Below are 17,171 nucleotides of genomic sequence, written 5' to 3' on the forward strand. Positions count from 1 at the left end.
GTATTGTTCACTATAATCATAAAATAAGTGAGTCGTCACTATTCATGAAATCAGAAAATGAAGCCAATGTTGGATATTTAAACTCAATATTTAATTTTGTTGCAATTGTGGTAAGCGCCGTTTCTGTCCAAGAGTCCTGTCGGATAGCTAATTCTACTATTGTATCTAATTCTACCAGAGTTTCTCCATACTCTTTATAGTAGTTGAGAATTAACTTTTCTTGTTCCCGAATTTCGCCGATTACTAATACAGCCAACTCTTCTGCTTTTTTTCTTTCCTCAATGGACAATTGAAGGTCTTTCTGTGACGTCACAAAGGCTTTATAAAGTTGCTTCATTCCAATAAGTGCAACCGGTCCAGCGATGGCTGCTCCGACGGGTCCAAATAAAGCCGCTCCTGCTGCTGTCATCACAATCCCAGAGAAGCAAGATACAGAATTTGAGCCTAAACCTAGAAGATATTCTTCAGTTGAAATCTGATTCCGAATGTACTTATTAGTAAGTTCTGAAATATTGACTGCTGAACTTGCAAGTGAAGCAACTACATTTCCATTCATGATTGGGTTGTTTTTCCCTACATACTTCAACCCATAGGCAACTCCACTAATAACACTACTTCTAACTGCGCTATTTAAAGCAGCCTTGGAAGTTTCTTTAACGCAGAATTCTTTTGCATAACCACTTTGAATACCTTGTACTGCTCCACCTAAAAAAGCTCCCGCTAATGCTCCAGAAATCATGGCTGATGATAGACCATCCATCAACTCCAAATGATTTAGACAATCGGCAACTTCTTCTGGATTCTTTGCAGCATCCATAGCCTCAGAATATTTGGTACCTCCGGAACTAATAGTTTTATACTTTAGTTCACCCTGTAAATGTTCTTTAGCCACTTGGTAATCTTTAGCATATATCCCCTCCTTACTAATACGTTTTTCTAAAAGCTCGTCTACTTTAAGCACTTTATCGGAATTGACAAGCCGGTCCATTCCCACATAATTTTCTTTTGCAATTGAACGGGTTAGAGTAGCCGCACTCGCTGATGACTTTGCTTGAATCTCTTTCAATATGTCACCCTGTGGATTTCTAATCCAAACATCCGCAGCAGCATGAGGATACCCTAATTGATCCGTAGTAACGGCTCTTAATAAATCTCCTCCTTTTGCAGCAGATACATTGAATTTCGTGACTTCCAAAACTTCAAATAAACGCCCTTGTGTTAACTTAGGGTCACAATTGATATATTGGAGTGCCACCTTTTTTAATTGCTCCGTACCCGATACAGTTTCTATCAACGCATTGCCTTGACGCTCTATAGTCTCACTAACGAGTTGAGTAGCTACAAAATCAAGGTCGGATTGACGAATGGCTACCATAAGTTACCCTTCTAGTTCTTTCATGGAACTTTTAAGCTCTTTAATTTTCGCCTTTACAGATGGAATTAACGTACCTTCACTATCAAGTAAAGTCGTATTTAAAATCTCCTTCACAACAACTGCTGCTTTGTAATTTATATATATCAGTTGTTGTTCTTCAAATGAATACTTAGAGAAATCTGTTCCCTTATGTTTGATAAGATTCTTCATTTGAACTATCTTTATATCGAATAAGTTTTGCAATTTCGTTGCCAGACGCATTAATGAATTTGTTGTTTTTTTAATTGCTTGCATAGCATTAGTAGCTGATTTCAATTTTTCAATATCCACCTCCACCTCCGCTTTCCGTTCGTACATCTCATTTAGTTTCTTTTCAGTAGAAGCTGAAAAGATGAGACTTCCTATGGCCAAGGCAGGGGCTAATGCAATACCTCCCAACACCATAGTACCTCCAGCAATACCAAATCCTCCAGCAGCTAAAGATCCACCACCTAGAAAAGCCAGAGTTGCATTCTGTGCAGCAATACCACTTAGTGTAGCAATAGTAGTACCTGTTGAGGCAGCAGCGAATGTAGTAGTGGCGCCTAGTGCTCCCATGGCTGCTAATCCCCCACTTGCAAGAGATGCAATGCCTGCTTTTAATACTTGCCCTGCTTCTACAACTTGTTTCTCCATAACGACTAACAATTGCTCTATATCTTGATCAGCTACAAACTCTTCTGTAATAGCCTGACCATCAAAAGATACATTTTTTATCTGTTGAAACGTTTCAACAAACTGATGCATAGTCGTGTCCAAAATGTTGAGCTTTAACTCTCCATAGTATTCTAATGATAAATTTGTAGCAACCTTTTGAGACTCAAATTTCTCGTAAGCAGCAGAGTAAGCTTTTTCTAAATCTTTAGCAATTTCTTTGGTCTCTTTCATATTGCGATAAGAATCTGTGCCTTTCTTTGCTGCTATAGCTGTCGAAACGACAGATGCACCTGCTACAATTATAGGTATCAAGGGTAGTGGCATAATTATACCTGCTCTCTGATTTGTAATATATTTCTATATTCAATGTACCTTATAGGAAACTAAAATTCCACTGAAACTCCACAAATAACAAAATATTCTATCAATAAATTTAAAGAAATAAGTTCTTATTCAACCCTTCTATATTAATATTGTAACCGCCAAATAAAGTGAACAGTTTTTGCTCATTTACGTTGCACACTTTTTATTCAACTATCTCATCCCTTTGACTATAGGTATCTGTCTCTAGGAGGAAGCAAATGGAGGAAAAACGTTTGATTTATATTGAAGTACATCAATTAAAGAAACAAGGTGTGAAGATAACTCAGATTTTTAGAAGGACGACGAACGAACAGATACGCTTTTCGGTCGAGAGCGCTTTAACTAGCGGGCGGAGTGACTCGCATCAGAATCAGACGAACTTGGTATATACTGATGATTACAGATCAGAACTTTTTCTTAAGAATTCCTCTCTGAGGGATCTGTGTAGAGATTTCCAGAATTCCCCTCTGAGGTACCTGTGCACCACACTACTCTGTCTATTCACTACAATTCAATACATATGAAGGAGGAACCTAGCAATAGCAAGGTCCCTCCTCCGTTTATGCAAATTGTGTTGAATTGTTTTGTGCACAGGTACCGATTTTCAACTAAAACATCAATACTGACAACTTTTACTTTTAATGCCTGATAGGCTTGGATTGCAATCGGCGCCACACCAAGAATGGATGCAATGATGAGCGACCAATTGAAAATGGCCATGTTGTCTAAGGAAAATCGTCCGAAGAATGCAAGTGCAATCAAAATTGCACTGATCAGTGTAATGGAATTCTTTTTACTTAATATATATCTTTGCATGTTGATTCCCTCCAATTTCATTTTCATTTGTATTCCTTGTTGATGACTCTAGTATAGGATGTTTCTATGAAATAAAAATTGATTCGAATCAAGTTCTATTGTAAAAGTGAAAAATTATAATAGAACAGCAAAACAAAACCAACTGTTTTACGGAATAACTCTTATATATTTTTGAAAAGGAATCTGGTATCCGCAGAAACTAGAGATGGAAACGACTACCAAAATGTACCTGGACCCCACACAACTTCAACACATTTTATGATTATCCAGTTTTTAACACAGGAATGCGGGTTCATTTTGTATATCCGGTGAATAGTCTTGATTGTCCGAATTGTTTTTGGGACAGGTACCTATTTTAATGGTCGAATCCCTTGAGGACTATCCTTACAGCAGCTTCCCCTATTATGCCTTCTCAGATCTCATTCCCCCGCGTTTTCTTGACACGACCTACCTCCCGAACTTGCTCCCCTATCCTTTTGCTCCGAACAAAGAAGGGTATTTGGCGTTTGTCTTGCACCGGACGTTCTTTGCGATCGAGGACGGGCGATACAAAGAAGAGGTGCATTCGCAGGCACTTGTTCCGTTCAAGGCTTTGGTGCTGCGTAATCGGAGGATCCGCGGCATGCGAACGATGGTGCCGGAAGATGAAAAAGGACAGCCCGTGGTGGACTGCCCTGAATGACAACTTAGTGGAGATCAAGTTTAAAACATGCGGAAAAAGCTAGTTTGAAATGCTAGTTTGTATGCGCAAAAATCAGATATGGAAGCAGCTCCCAAAAGGTACCTGGACCCCACACAACTTCAACACAATTTATGTTTATCCAGTTTTTAACATAGGAATGCGGGTTCCCAGTGCATAGCCAGTGAATAATCTTCATTGTCCGAATTGTTTTTTGGGACAGGTACCTTTTTTGTTAATGATGAATTAGTAGTGATCAACTTTAAAACATGCGGAAAAAGCTAGTTTGAAATGCTAGTTTGTATTCGCAAAAATCAGATATGGAAACAGCTCCCAAAAGGTACCTGGACCCCACACAACTTCAACACTATTTATGATTATTCACTTTCCAACGCAGGAATGCGGGTTCTTTTTGCATATCTCATGAATAATCTTGATTGTCCGAATTGTTTTTGGGACAGGTTTCTGTTTGGGTACCTATTTGTTACATACAACATTTCTTGTATTTCTTCCCGCTTCCACAGGGGCATTTGTCATTGCGCCCGATTTCTGTAGACGCACGGATTGTGGCTTGTGATTTCTGTTCTTGGAATAGTGACCCTGGTGTATGCCCTTTCAAGGCATAATGTGGTGTCACATCTTTTGCTGCCTTTGCAAGTCGGATTGTTTCCTGCATGATTTCAGGCGTCACTAGTTTTAGATTCCTGAATATTTCGTTTAGTAATTCATTGAAAGGCACTTGGTTGTTAAGCTGCACACCGAAATCGAACAGCATCCCTTCGACTTCGTCAGGCTCTAATTTTGTCACTTTCTCCAAATACAGCGCGAGTCTTTTGTATTCCGGAAAGTCGAGATAGTAGCTTTCGTATGCACGCTTCACCACTTCTGTCGGAGTCAATTCAACAGGTTTCAGATCACTGCGATCACTAAGCTGATCAAAGAGCGCATAGGGATTTTCGAGACCAGGCACGACAGCTAAATTCCCGTCGAGCAACAGTTCTTCATAAAAGTCTTGTTGCACCCACAGAAGATCTCGGACGTGCTGGTAGTCTTTAGGTCCTTCTATGACGCCAAATGCGCGCAACTTTGCGTATAGATCAGCTAGTCGAAGTACCCCATATGTATTCAATAAGCCACGTGTAAAGGCCAAGATGACTTTGTTCTGTTTGGCTCTTTCTTTCAACTCTCCCTCAAATAGTTCAATCACCTTGCTTTCCCGGACATCTTTTGGAATGAATAGAACAAGTTTGTCATCAATCGTTGCCGGAACGAGGAGTGTGGTTCGCCACCACCAGCCGACCTTTTGTGTCACGGGACTGTCAATCGGGATAGACCCTTGTTCTTTTACTTCCAAAAAGAGTTGCAACTGGGCGTCACTCAAGCGCTCTAAAAGATAGTGCATAGCCAGGTCTCGATGTGCCGCAAAGTCTTTGATCAAGTGGGGCTTCGTCATGCGGCGGATTCCTGACAGACGATAGTAATCCACCACTTCGACGAGCTCTTTCTTTAGATAGCGTTCCAGGGTCTCTTCGTAAGAACTATCGATCGTGACAGATTGCCGCCACCGTTTTTCTTGGCGCGCTGCTTCCCGCTCCATCTGCTCCCAACTAGTAGGTTTGCTCATTTTGGCCGCTCCTTCTCTTTCTGTTTTATTTAGTGTAGCAAGGATTTATTAATTGAGGGAGATTTTTTAAGGGTCGAGGAAGATTTGTTTTTTCAGATTTATTTTTATGGAATCTTTAAAAAGGAGTCGCGGATGGGTGTGTTTAGAGGGCAGGCAGGATAGGCAGATAGACTTTGTCCAACGTGGAAAAAAAGATGGAAGGGGTTGAGCAGTGGTGGATGGATAGTGTATACAACTATTTCTTTTTAGACAAAATCCCCGGCAGTTGGTGGACATTTCATCCAGCAACTCCCGGGGTCTATTAGATTTTCATTAAGTATTGCCTTTACTTCATCTCATTACAAATGGAAGTAGCTCCCAAAAGGTACCTGGACCCCACACAACTTCAACACAATTTATAATTACCCATTATCCAACGCAGGAATGCGGGTTCATTTTGCATATCTCATGAATAATCTTGATTGTCCGAATTGTTTTTGGGACAGGTACCTAATTTAAATCGGGGCTGAAAATAAGGATTTGAAAAAGTACTTACTATCTTCAAAAACTAGAGATGGAAGCAGTTCCCAAAAGGTACCTGGACCCCACACAACTTCAACGCAATTTATGATTACCCACTTTCAAACACAGGAATGCGGGTTCATTTTGCATATCTCATGAATAATCTTGATTGCCCGAATTGTTTTTGGGACAGGTACCTATTTAACCTTTGACCAACTTCAAAGTAAACTTTTCTCTATTCGCTCTTCTTTGGTCCAGTAACTGTTTCATCTCGGATGACCGGTTCAGTTGATTGGCTAATTGTACATAAGAGACATGTAAAAACTTTGCTATGTCTGCAATTCTATCTTCATCAAGCGTCGGCCAAGTTTTTTCTAGCTGTATTTGTAGAAGTTCTCGCGATTTCAACATGTCTGCAGATGTCACGTAGGGCAAAAAATCAAGGGCTAGTGTGGCCGTGCGATAACGATAAGATGTTGCACCCGTTTTCAGCATTTCCTTTTCTTCGACTAGTTGTTCTTGTAGTTTCGAAATAAGTTCCACTGCGCCACCTCCTTGACTAGTTTATATTTATGCCTTTTCTTTTGAGAATCTCCTTTAGTTGATGATGATTTGAATTAGGATCATTAGGATTGAGCAGAAAGTCTTTATATTCTTCTACAAGTTCAAATAAACTATCTAGATCACATAGCTCTAGGAGATCTGTTTCCTCTAAATCTTTCAAATCTTTTTCCCGTCTCGAAAAGATTTTGCTACATGCGAGCAACTCGATCGATGGCACATATACATCTATATGGGTGAAGCGTGTGCCTTCTAAACGAAACCTGTCTCTTTCTTTAAAATCTTCTGCAGGCGGGACCTCCATAATACCGCCCACGATATCAATCGCAAGTTCACTTAAGATGTCCATGAACCCCTTCGCATCGGTAGACGATAGGATATTGATATCGATGTCACGGGTAGGGCGAAATTTTCTATCTGCTTGCTGCATATGAAGCAACAATGCAGCTCCTCCAAGCAATAAGATTTCTGCTCGGATATTGCGTATCTCACATAACACATCGAGCTCGTCTAGCGCGACTAGTATGGATTCTATCTCTGTCATTTTATCTCCAAAGGCAGCCAGTGTACTCACGCTCCATTCCTACTAGACGTCTTGTTAGTATATTCAGTATAAATGCTTAGAATACTCTATACAACCGTTTGGATTTTTATTGAGTGTCCGTGTTGGTGGTGGCGATAGGAACCTTTTTGAGAAAGAAGCAAGGGCTTTTAAGAACAGAAAGTTCAAAAATGGAGATTTACACCATATCCGGCCTGTCACTCTATTTATATCTCTGTCCAAATTATGTTTATGACAGGCCGCCGTATTTGACTACAATGCCAACAGGAAATCTTCAATATGCTTCTGTTTATCTTCTTCATTTCTTTCCTGACACATGAGAAGAAATCCGGCACTTGGTGGACATCTTCATCCATCTTCTCCCGGATCTTGCTTGCTAGCTCTTCTTTACTAACTCACTTCTCTTACTGACAATCACCACTCCACTACAATTGGAAGCAGCCCCCAAAAGGTACCTGGTACCCACACAACTTCAACACAATTTATGTTTATCCAGTTTTTAACACAGGAATGCGGGTTCCTAGTGCATACCCAGTGAATAATCTTCATTGTCCGAATTGTTTTTGGGACAGGTACCTAGTTTGAAGCAAATTGTGTTGAATTGTTTCGTGCACAGGTACCGATTTTTAAACTGCACAATATTAATTGTAGAAAAGTGCTTCTTCTAATTTAGCAGTTACAGTAGATCAAGGTCGTCTGAATAATTATAGAATTGTAGTGAATTGTGCGTTGCACAGGTACCGATTATTATTGGTAGATCAAGGTCGCCTGGATAATTATAGAATTGTACGGTGCACAGTGGTCACCTTTTCAATTTTCACAATGTGAATTGTGAAGGTGACAGGCATTTGTTTTCAATGCTATAATATTTGTATAGAGAAAAATTATTGACGAGGAATATGTATAATGTCAAAGTTCATTTTTTCTCCATTAATAAAAGTTTCTGCAAATATAATCTCAACATTAATATTTGGTATATTATGTAGTGCTTTAATAGCAGAAATAACAATTAATGGGGTTCTTGAGTGGGGAGCAATGTTGAAGTCTTGGTTACTATATTTCATGATTAGTTTTACTATTTTATTAATAACCTATAACTACTTTCTTTACATTCATGATCGAAACCTTTTAGAGAAGTCTGATGCTATAGAGAGGTTTAAAGATAAATTATTCGATGAAGTTGGAGATTCAGCTGTTAAATTTGCAGTTGATAGACTTGACAGAGGCGATTTAGGAGGTTTAACTGAATTGTCAGCTCTAATTAAAGATTTGGAGAAGAAAAAGTAATGGAAATATTAATAAATGATAAATTAAAAAAGAAAATAATAAACTTATCAGAGAATGATATAAAATTCCAAGATTATTTATTAGAATTCTATAATAACCTTTCAAATAATAACAAGAATGCAATCTATTCTTATAATAATATTAAGCTTTTCAAAGATAAAAATAATAAAGTATATGTTCACAAAATAAAAAATTACCGTTTTCTATTTACCATCGATGATCTCAATATGACAATTATTCTTGTCGATGTATATAAAAGAAATAGATTTGGATAAATTAAACACCGTTTAGAATAAAATTCCAAACGGTGTTCTTTTATTTCTTTTTATAATATTCCACATACCACCGAGCGAATTTCTCCAACCCATCCTCAATAGAAGTCTGAGGCTTAAACCCAACTGCTTTTTGAAGAGCATCTGTAGATGCGTAAGTCGCTGGCACATCCCCTGGCTTGATTGGTTCAAACTCTTTCTTGAATTCAACCTCTTTACCTAGAGCTTTTGAAAGTGCGCCTTCAAGCGCATGGATAAAGTGCATCAATTTCTCAGGGTTATTATTACCAATGTTGTACACCTTGTGTGCAACTTCTCCAGTAGGTGGCTGATCCGTTAAGCGCACGATACCTTCAACGATATCATCAATATAAGTAAAGTCACGGTAAAGGTCATTATCAAAATCACCATTGTTATAGATCTTGATGCTTTCACCTGCGAAGTACTTATCAGTAAATCCAAAGTAGGCCATATCTGGACGCCCCATTGGTCCATAAACTGTGAAGAAGCGCAGACCTGTTGCAGGAATCTTATAAAGATGGCTATACGTGTGCGCCATCAATTCATTCGTTTTCTTAGTAGCTGCATATAAGGAGACAGGTGTATCCACAAAATCCCTCTCTTCAAACGGAACTTTTTTGTTAGAGCCGTATACCGAACTCGAAGAAGCATAGATCAAGTGTTTGACTGGATAAGCTCTACATGCTTCGATGATATTAAAGAATCCAGTTACATTACTCTCTATATAAGCATCTGGATTTTCAATCGAATAGCGTACACCTGCTTGAGCAGCCAAGTTCACCACTACATCAAACTTATTCTCAGCAAACAAATTCAACATAAACGCCTTATCTGCAAGATCCCCTTTTACAAAGGAAAAGTTCGGGTGTCCATTAAGCTTAACTAATCTATCTTCTTTTAACTGAACATTATAATAAGAATTCAAGTTATCTAGCCCTACAACTTTAATCCCTCGATCAAGATACGCCTTAGATAAATAGCTGCCGATAAAACCGGCAGCTCCTGTCACTAAATATGTAAGTTGATTATTTTCCACTACTTACAACTCCTTCACGAACTCGCTCCGTTGCCATACGCCCGATTGAATGATATTCAACATTTGCTTGTTGCATCTCTTCAACTACATACACATTGCGTCCATCGTACACTAATGGCGTTTGCATAAGTTCTATGTATTCAATAGGAGAAACGGCTTTGACTTCTGGCCACTCTGTAAATAAGAAAGCAACATTTGCATCCTTTAAAGCAGCTTGAGGAGAACCAACGTATGTGATGGTTCCATTTAAGTTCTTACCTTCTGGATAGAAGCGTTTGAAATTCTCAGCACCTACTGGATCAAATGCAAAGATGTCAGCACCTTTTTCAAGCAATAACTTCACATTGTCTAAAGAAGCTGCCTCTCGTAAATCATCTGTTCCTGGTTTGAATGTCAAACCTAATACAGCTACTTTAAGACCAGAGAACGTGATAAGTCGTTTTGCAGCTTTCTTAAACAACTTCACTTTTTGTTCGGCATTCACATCTACTGCAGCTTTCACAGTCTTCAGATCATATCCATTCTCACGCGCAATATGTTCCAAAGCTTTGGTATCTTTTGGGAAACAAGATCCACCAAAACCAATCCCAGCATTCAAGAACTTACTTCCAATACGAGCATCATAGCTCATACCCTTCGCCACTTCTTGAACATCAGCACCAACCAATTCACACAAATTCGCAATGTCATTCATATACGAAATCTTCAGTGCTAAGAAGTCATTCGAAGCATACTTAATCATCTCTGCGGAACGACGATTTACAGATACCATTGGAATATTGAAAGGCTCATAGATTTTCATTAATATTTCTTCTGCCCATTTACTCTCAGTTCCAATGACAATACGCTCAGCATGCAATGTGTCATGCACCGCAGATCCTTGTGCTAAGAACTCAGGGTTCGATGCTACTTCTACACGCACATCATTTACTAAGAAGTCTTGAATAAATTGCTCTACTTTATCATTCGTACCGATTGGGACAGTTGATTTAACAACTACTAAACAATCTTTTTCTACAGATTCTGCAATTTGACGAGCTACAGTAGCAATATATGAAAGATTTGCAGATCCATCCGGTTGTTCTGGAGTTCCAACCCCAATAAAAATTGCATCGGCATCTTTATATGCTGATTGAAAATCAGTTGTATAATCAATGCGACCCGCAGCGAAGTTTTTCTTCATGAGCTCTTCTAAGCCTGATTCGAAAATTGGGGATGTACCAGATTTCATAAGTTCTACTTTGTCCTGATCTATATCGACACATAATACTTGATGACCCATTTCGGCGAATGTTACACCGGCTACTAGGCCAACGTAGCCGGTACCACTTACTACTATCTTATATTGTTTCATATTTACATTGCACCTCTTGTAATAAATCCAAAATTAACTATGCACTTGGAAATATATTTATATTGTTTTTCTTAAAAAAATCTAATTTATATAATGCTACTATTCCTAGAAAAACTAGCAAAAAAGACATCAAACCAATTCCCCAAATGTTCAAATTAGATTTTATTAAAAGGGACATTGAAAAAGTTATAATAAAAACAAATATAACAGGAATATAACCATTTAAAAGATAATGGTGGGTTTTTACATTAATCATTTTTTCAAAATATCGAATATAAAATGGTATTAAAATTATTGTTAATAAAAGGGAAATACCCGCACCAATTAAGTCAAAGAAATAAATCAGTACGATTGTTGAAATAATTTTTATTGCTGCGGTAATTATTGCATAATATGCATTATATTTGGGCATATTTAAACCATTGAACATAAAATAAACTGTAACATTACTGCCTATAAATAAGTATGATATTAGAATTAAGAGAAAAATGAAATATGCATTTTCTGCAAATTCTACATCTATCCATAATTCCAGTATTTCTTTCGAGAAAAAAATGAATGGAAATATTAGAACGGCACTAAACAAAAACACTATATTCTGCGTTTTTAAATATAGGCTTCTTATTTCTGACTTTGAAGAAGTGCTGTTTAATTCTGCTGTAGCAGGAAAAATCACATTAGCTGCAGTAGCTACTAAGGAATGAATTCTTTGAGCAATTGACATTGGAATCGAATAATAAGTTACAAACTGCGGACCCAACATTAAGTTGATAATTATTTTATCTGCTTGTCCTATAAGCGCATTAGATATCTGAGTTATTAAATTATATACTCCAAAACTTATCAAATCTCTGAAAATATTTGAATCAAATAAAAAAAGTAATTTTAAATAATTTGTGATTTTTTTATTTATCAAATAGTAACTTAAGATTCCAATTAAAAGACTCGAAATCTTTGCATACATTAGTCCAACAATTGAATAATCATGGTAAATTACAAAAGCTATTACTGAAACTTCAGTTATTGTAATGAATATTTTTCCAAGTGCATTAAAACTATTTTTTTGTAGTGCAATAGAAATATTTGAACTAACTATTAAAATCATATTTAATAAGATGATTAGACCACCTAGATATAGTACATATTCTAGTGAATATTGATTTACGTCTCCATCATCAAACAAATAATATATCAAATTCATTTTATTAAATATAAATATGATGAAGTTTAATAGTATACCCAACACTAAATAAATAAATAAAGATGTAGTATACGAAATATTAAATTTGTTAAATTCGCCTTTTGAATAGAAATGACTAAATTGTCTTGTCGAAGCCCCTGACAAACCAAGATCTACCGTAGACATGAATCCAGTAATGGCAATTAAAGTGATATAAATGCCATAACCAATCACCCCTAAATAATTTACTATATAAGGAGTAATAATTATAAATGATACAATATTTATAGTCATAGCCAGAAGGTTAAAAAAAGAGTTTCTCAATAACCTATTTTTAAACATCTCCACCAAAATAAAACCTTCATTTCCGCTAGATTATTTTAAATCTTCTTGTAAAAATCCACAATAACAACGTTAATATAAACGTGAAAAAAGACTCTCCCATTTGTAACATTTGATTATTTGCAGGAATATAGATTATTATAATACTCACTTGACAAATTAATGGTAATGCCAAATAGTTATTTTTTTCCACAAGATCTTTTAAAGAGATAGCGAGTAAGTATCCAAGTATAAAGAGAATAAACATAGTACCCATAAACGTAATATCGGAAGCTAACCAAGGAAAAATAGATGACCACGTAATTAGTGGATCCCAACCACTAGAGATAGTTTTATATGGATATGTTTTACTAAAGATTTCAATGTTAAACAATGCCTCAAAATTGTTTAAAAGAAAAATTGAATTACCAACTCCATAAGTCCATGTGAATTCTTCTTCCATGGCTAAACTTAAACCATAATATCCTTGAGAGATATAACTCTGAAACTGAATTACTCCTACTTTTAGTTGTTCTGGGAAAATATTAACTAAAACTGACTGGTCATCAGAATATATATCTGCACGCATATTGTACTCTCCTATAGATTCCCCAACTCTTGATGTTTGTGTTGATTGAAAATACAGTAAAAATTGATTGAAAAAGACCACAACTATAATTAAAATAGACAATCTTTTAAAAAAGGCAATTATATTATGTTTTAAATTTACTAAAATAATTTTTTTTATTATTATGATAACAACTGTAATAATTAAATAGTCTACTAAAAGCTTATTAATTCCCATATTAAATGAAATTAAAAGATATAGTACACTTATTAAAATTGCTAAATATCTTTTAAACTTAGGTATTTTCCCCCAATAATATAGAGTTAGTGGCAATAATGAAAATAAAAAAGGCCCAAAAATCATTCGCAAATATTCTATTGATGAATTATTATTTAATCTGACCTGTTGAGTTTGAAAATAAGCATTTCCTAAATCAGCAAAAACATTCAATTCTGGAAATAATAGTCCTGTTCTAGTAATAGAGGTAGGTATCAGTAAAACAATACTTAATATTAATGATGTATTATACCATCTCCCAAAGAATCCTATTACTCTTGATTTTGTTTTCAAGCTTAACCCATACAAATAGCCTAAATATAAAAAAATGAAATTTATAAAAAGGTAGACATAGAGCTTAAATTTATTTGTTACTGGCCATGGCCAAGCACCAAACTCAAAAATAATCAAAGTAATAAACAAGTATGTTAGAAAGATCTTACCTAAAATCTTCTGATTATAATCGTCAGTATTTATAATAAAAATCACCCACTCAATTATTTAGCTCTTCAATTAATGTCTTAATTTTTTGAGTTTGAGCTAGATAATTCTTGTTTTTTAAAACCCACTCTTTACTATTCTCTCCAAATCGTATTAAATCTTTTATATCATTTTCTAAAACCTCATTAATCTTTTTCCCAAACCCCTCTTCACTCTCAGTTTCAAACCAATAAAGAAAGGAATCATATTCTTTAGGGATTCCCTTCAATCTTGTCGAAATTACTGGAGTTCCAGATGCCATATACTCTAAAGTTTTAGAAGGAAAGGAGAATTTTGTAAATTCCTCGTTAGATGGGCGTGGGTTTACTAACAATGTACATTTTCTTTGAATTTCTAGGATTTCCGTTCTAAATGCAACCCCAAAGTATTTAATTTGTGGGTGCTTTAATGAGAACATTTTAAGTTCCTCTACATAATCTCCTTCACCATATATCCATAATTCAGCATCTTTTTCTACATATTTTGTAAATCCTCTGACCAAAGATTCTAAACCGTATTTTTTATAGATAGCGCCAGTATATAAAACAATGGGTTTATCATATCTCTTAATTAAATTGTTGGAAAGAGTTTGTTCTTCAGAGACAAGACCTTCCATAATTACATACGGTTTTGAAAGGATGTTTATTTTTTTTATCATTGGTTCGGTTAATAATACATAACCATCAAATTTATTTATAATATTTGGTTTGATTTTATTGACAGATTTTATAATTAAACCTTTAAATCCAGTTGTATTATATGAAGAACTGTATTCGGGTAAATCAGGCACAATTAATATAACTTTTATTTTGAAAATTTTTTTAGCAATAAATGCAGATAACATAGTTGGATATAGGGGCCAATGCAATATTACCACTCTATTAGCAATTGACTCTTTTGAAAATTTTATTATTTCTATTAAACTATTTATAAAAATATGGATAGATTTTAAAATCGAGATATTTATTAGCTTCATGTAATTTATCTCTAATTCCTCACTAACTATATCCTTTTTAAGATTAATAAAAAGTTTATGTGATTGTGGGTAGGAAGGAACGCTAGGTATAGAGATAACTTTATTGTTTGCAAAATTTGCTAAGCCTTTAGCAATTGAAAGATCGAAAGTTTGTTGTGGAGTTTTAAAATTCTTTCCATTTAAATATTTTTTAATTATATGTTTAATTTTAAGTTCAGTGGTTGCAGAGCTTATATATAGTAATTTCAAATATTTATTATCTCCTTATCTATTTTTTAGTATAACCAGTTTATGGTATTTTTGAAGTAAAAAAGAGGGTGTCAAACCTGCTATTAAAGGTTTTAAGCAAATAATGTATGCCCATATAGGAGCCTTAATTTCCGGATATCGCTTTAATCTAATTCTTGCTTCTCCAATTCTATACTTATATTTCTTTCTTCTTTTGTAAGAATTTTCGTCATCTCTAAAGTAATATAAATATTCTGGTAAATTGTAACCTAATAGTTGATTTGCATACATTTTTAACCAAAGATCATAATCTTGACCTCTATAAGTGATATTACTAACTGTATAATTATTTACTTTTTCAAGAGCGCTTTTTCTAATCAACATTGCACCATGGCAAAATATAGATCCCCATACTAAGTTTTTCATATTAGGCTCAATAGGAAATTTATATACTCCATTTACTCCCTTATCATCATAAGTATACGTCCAACTACCAACAAAATGATACTGTCTATGAGTTTGTAAAAACTCATATTGTCTTTGAAAACGCATTGGGTCTGACTTATCATCTGCATCCTGTCTCGCAATAAATTCTCCTTTAGACTTTGCTATACACTTATTTAATGAAAACGCTAATCCCATATTCGTCTCATTTAAATATACAAAAATATTTTCATACTTATCACTATAATCTTTTATAATATTAATCGTATTATCCGTGGATCCATCATCACAAATTATAATTTCAAAGTTATTATATGTTTGATTAATTATTGACTCGAGTGCTTCAACTATTGTAGATTCTGAGTTATAAGTAGCTATAGCTACTGATATTAATTTATTTCCCATTTTTTCATCCTTGTAAATAATTTATTTTTTCCATACATTAGTTTTAATATAATCAGAATAACTCGTGATGATTCTTAAAACCTTTTCTCCGACATTCGGCATTGAATAATCTGCAACTTGGCGAAGCGTATCTGGATTTTGGCTTTCAAGAATCTCAAGTCCCTGTAATATACGCTCTTTTTCGAGCCCCACCATCATAACAGAAGCTTCTTCCATCGCCTCTGGACGCTCATGCGCCTCGCGGATATTTAACGCGCGGAATTTAAGAATGGAAGACTCCTCACTGATAGTTCCACTATCACTCAGCACTGCTTTAGATTTGATTTGCAACTTGTTGTAATCAATAAACCCTAAAGGTTTGAGAGTTTGGATATTTTCATGAAACTTAATCCCTTTATTTTCAATCATTTTCTTTGTTCTAGGATGTGTGCTGATAATGACAGGATAGCCATACTTTTCAGCAATCGTATTTAATGTATCAACCAAGTTTAAGAAATTCTTTTCAGAAATAATGTTTTCTTCTCGGTGGGCAGATACCAAGAAATACTTTCCTTCTTCTAATTCTAAACGAGACAATACATCAGATTCTTCAATCTCTTTTTTACGACTGTTTAGAACTTCAAACATGGGACTACCTGTTTTAATAATGCGGTCTGCAGATAACCCTTCACGCAGTAGATACTCTCTAGCTATATCAGAATATGTAAGGTTAATATCCGCTACATGGTCCACAATTTTGCGATTTGTCTCTTCTGGTACACGTTGATCAAAACAGCGATTTCCTGCTTCCATGTGGAAGATAGGAATTTGACGACGTTTTGCAGCAATCGCACATAGACAACTGTTCGTATCACCGAGCACTAGAAATGCATCTGGTTTTACTTCTTCCAGAACGGGATCAATCTTAATTAAGATATTTCCTACGGTCTCTACAGCAGTACCAGTAGCTGCATTCAAGAAATAATCTGGCTTTTTCAAGTTAAAGTCTTCAAAGAAAACTTCATTCAATTCATAGTCATAGTTCTGACCTGTATGAACTAAAATATGTTCAATTGCATTTGACTCTTCTAATTTATTGATAACTGCTGATAAACGAATGATTTCTGGTCGTGTACCAACTACAGTCATTACTTTTAGTTTCTTCAT

At 35.4% G+C, this 17,171-nt stretch carries 16 protein-coding genes; 3 read left to right on the forward strand and 13 right to left on the reverse strand.

Features of this window, described 5'->3' with window-relative positions; translation table 11 throughout:
* Positions 1 to 16: 16 nt before the first annotated feature.
* The 3 genes from JOD03_RS04780 to JOD03_RS04790 form a co-directional block, all read right to left on the reverse strand.
* Positions 17 to 1,375 carry a hypothetical protein gene (locus JOD03_RS04780; protein ID WP_204589698.1) on the reverse strand — a complete coding sequence of 453 codons (1,359 nt, stop codon included), beginning with the start codon at positions 1,373 to 1,375 and terminating at the stop codon, positions 17 to 19.
* A gap of 3 nt (positions 1,376 to 1,378) precedes the next feature.
* Positions 1,379 to 2,395, reverse strand: a complete 1,017-nt coding sequence (locus JOD03_RS04785) for a hypothetical protein (protein WP_204589699.1) — start codon at positions 2,393 to 2,395, stop codon at positions 1,379 to 1,381.
* 543 nt (positions 2,396 to 2,938) lie between these two features.
* Positions 2,939 to 3,250, reverse strand: coding sequence for a hypothetical protein (locus JOD03_RS04790; protein ID WP_239584836.1), 312 nt, complete (start codon positions 3,248 to 3,250; stop codon positions 2,939 to 2,941).
* A 322-nt stretch (positions 3,251 to 3,572) separates the two neighbouring features.
* Between JOD03_RS04790 and JOD03_RS04795 the strand changes: the two genes are divergently transcribed.
* Positions 3,573 to 3,932, forward strand: coding sequence for a hypothetical protein (locus JOD03_RS04795; protein WP_204589700.1), 360 nt, complete (start codon positions 3,573 to 3,575; stop codon positions 3,930 to 3,932).
* 481 nt (positions 3,933 to 4,413) lie between these two features.
* Here the strand turns inward: JOD03_RS04795 and JOD03_RS04800 are convergent, their stop codons facing one another.
* The 3 genes from JOD03_RS04800 to JOD03_RS04810 all read right to left on the reverse strand — a co-directional run bounded on the left by JOD03_RS04800 (position 4,414) and on the right by JOD03_RS04810 (position 7,189).
* On the reverse strand, positions 4,414 to 5,553 hold the full coding sequence (locus JOD03_RS04800; protein ID WP_204589701.1) for an SEC-C metal-binding domain-containing protein: 1,140 nt from the start codon (positions 5,551 to 5,553) through the stop codon (positions 4,414 to 4,416).
* 702 nt (positions 5,554 to 6,255) lie between these two features.
* Complete coding sequence (locus JOD03_RS04805; protein WP_204589702.1) at positions 6,256 to 6,597, reverse strand: hypothetical protein; 342 nt, start codon at positions 6,595 to 6,597, stop codon at positions 6,256 to 6,258.
* Between the two features lie 16 nt (positions 6,598 to 6,613).
* Complete coding sequence (locus JOD03_RS04810; RefSeq protein WP_204589703.1) at positions 6,614 to 7,189, reverse strand: DUF6036 family nucleotidyltransferase; 576 nt, start codon at positions 7,187 to 7,189, stop codon at positions 6,614 to 6,616.
* 894 nt (positions 7,190 to 8,083) lie between these two features.
* Between JOD03_RS04810 and JOD03_RS04815 the strand changes: the two genes are divergently transcribed.
* A complete protein-coding gene (locus tag JOD03_RS04815; RefSeq protein ID WP_204589704.1) occupies positions 8,084 to 8,464 on the forward strand; it encodes a hypothetical protein in 381 nt (126 codons plus the stop codon).
* Positions 8,464 to 8,739 (forward strand): hypothetical protein, encoded by a 276-nt coding sequence (locus tag JOD03_RS04820; RefSeq protein WP_204589705.1) that lies wholly within the window; start codon positions 8,464 to 8,466, stop codon positions 8,737 to 8,739. The genes JOD03_RS04815 and JOD03_RS04820 overlap by 1 nt, the downstream gene beginning before the upstream one ends.
* 40 nt (positions 8,740 to 8,779) lie before the next feature.
* On the opposite strand, the gene JOD03_RS04825 is transcribed toward JOD03_RS04820, so the two are convergent.
* The 7 genes from JOD03_RS04825 to wecB form a co-directional block, all read right to left on the reverse strand.
* Positions 8,780 to 9,793: a GDP-mannose 4,6-dehydratase gene (locus JOD03_RS04825; RefSeq protein ID WP_204589706.1), complete on the reverse strand. Its 1,014-nt coding sequence runs from the start codon at positions 9,791 to 9,793 to the stop codon at positions 8,780 to 8,782.
* Positions 9,783 to 11,147: a UDP-glucose dehydrogenase family protein gene (locus JOD03_RS04830; protein WP_204589707.1), complete on the reverse strand. Its 1,365-nt coding sequence runs from the start codon at positions 11,145 to 11,147 to the stop codon at positions 9,783 to 9,785. Before JOD03_RS04830 ends, JOD03_RS04825 begins: the two co-directional genes overlap by 11 nt.
* A 37-nt stretch (positions 11,148 to 11,184) precedes the next feature.
* Positions 11,185 to 12,669, reverse strand: coding sequence for an oligosaccharide flippase family protein (locus JOD03_RS04835; RefSeq protein ID WP_239584844.1), 1,485 nt, complete (start codon positions 12,667 to 12,669; stop codon positions 11,185 to 11,187).
* 28 nt (positions 12,670 to 12,697) lie between these two features.
* A complete protein-coding gene (locus JOD03_RS04840; protein WP_204589709.1) occupies positions 12,698 to 13,786 on the reverse strand; it encodes a hypothetical protein in 1,089 nt (362 codons plus the stop codon).
* Positions 13,787 to 13,985: 199 nt separating this feature from the next.
* Complete coding sequence (locus tag JOD03_RS04845) at positions 13,986 to 15,197, reverse strand: glycosyltransferase (RefSeq protein WP_204589710.1); 1,212 nt, start codon at positions 15,195 to 15,197, stop codon at positions 13,986 to 13,988.
* Positions 15,198 to 15,212: 15 nt separating this feature from the next.
* On the reverse strand, positions 15,213 to 16,025 hold the full coding sequence (locus JOD03_RS04850) for a glycosyltransferase family 2 protein (RefSeq protein ID WP_204589711.1): 813 nt from the start codon (positions 16,023 to 16,025) through the stop codon (positions 15,213 to 15,215).
* A gap of 21 nt (positions 16,026 to 16,046) precedes the next feature.
* Positions 16,047 to 17,171 carry a non-hydrolyzing UDP-N-acetylglucosamine 2-epimerase gene (wecB, locus tag JOD03_RS04855; RefSeq protein ID WP_204589712.1) on the reverse strand — a complete coding sequence of 375 codons (1,125 nt, stop codon included), beginning with the start codon at positions 17,169 to 17,171 and terminating at the stop codon, positions 16,047 to 16,049.

The organism is Chryseomicrobium aureum, assembly GCF_016909155.1.
Classification (GTDB): domain Bacteria; phylum Bacillota; class Bacilli; order Bacillales_A; family Planococcaceae; genus Chryseomicrobium; species Chryseomicrobium aureum.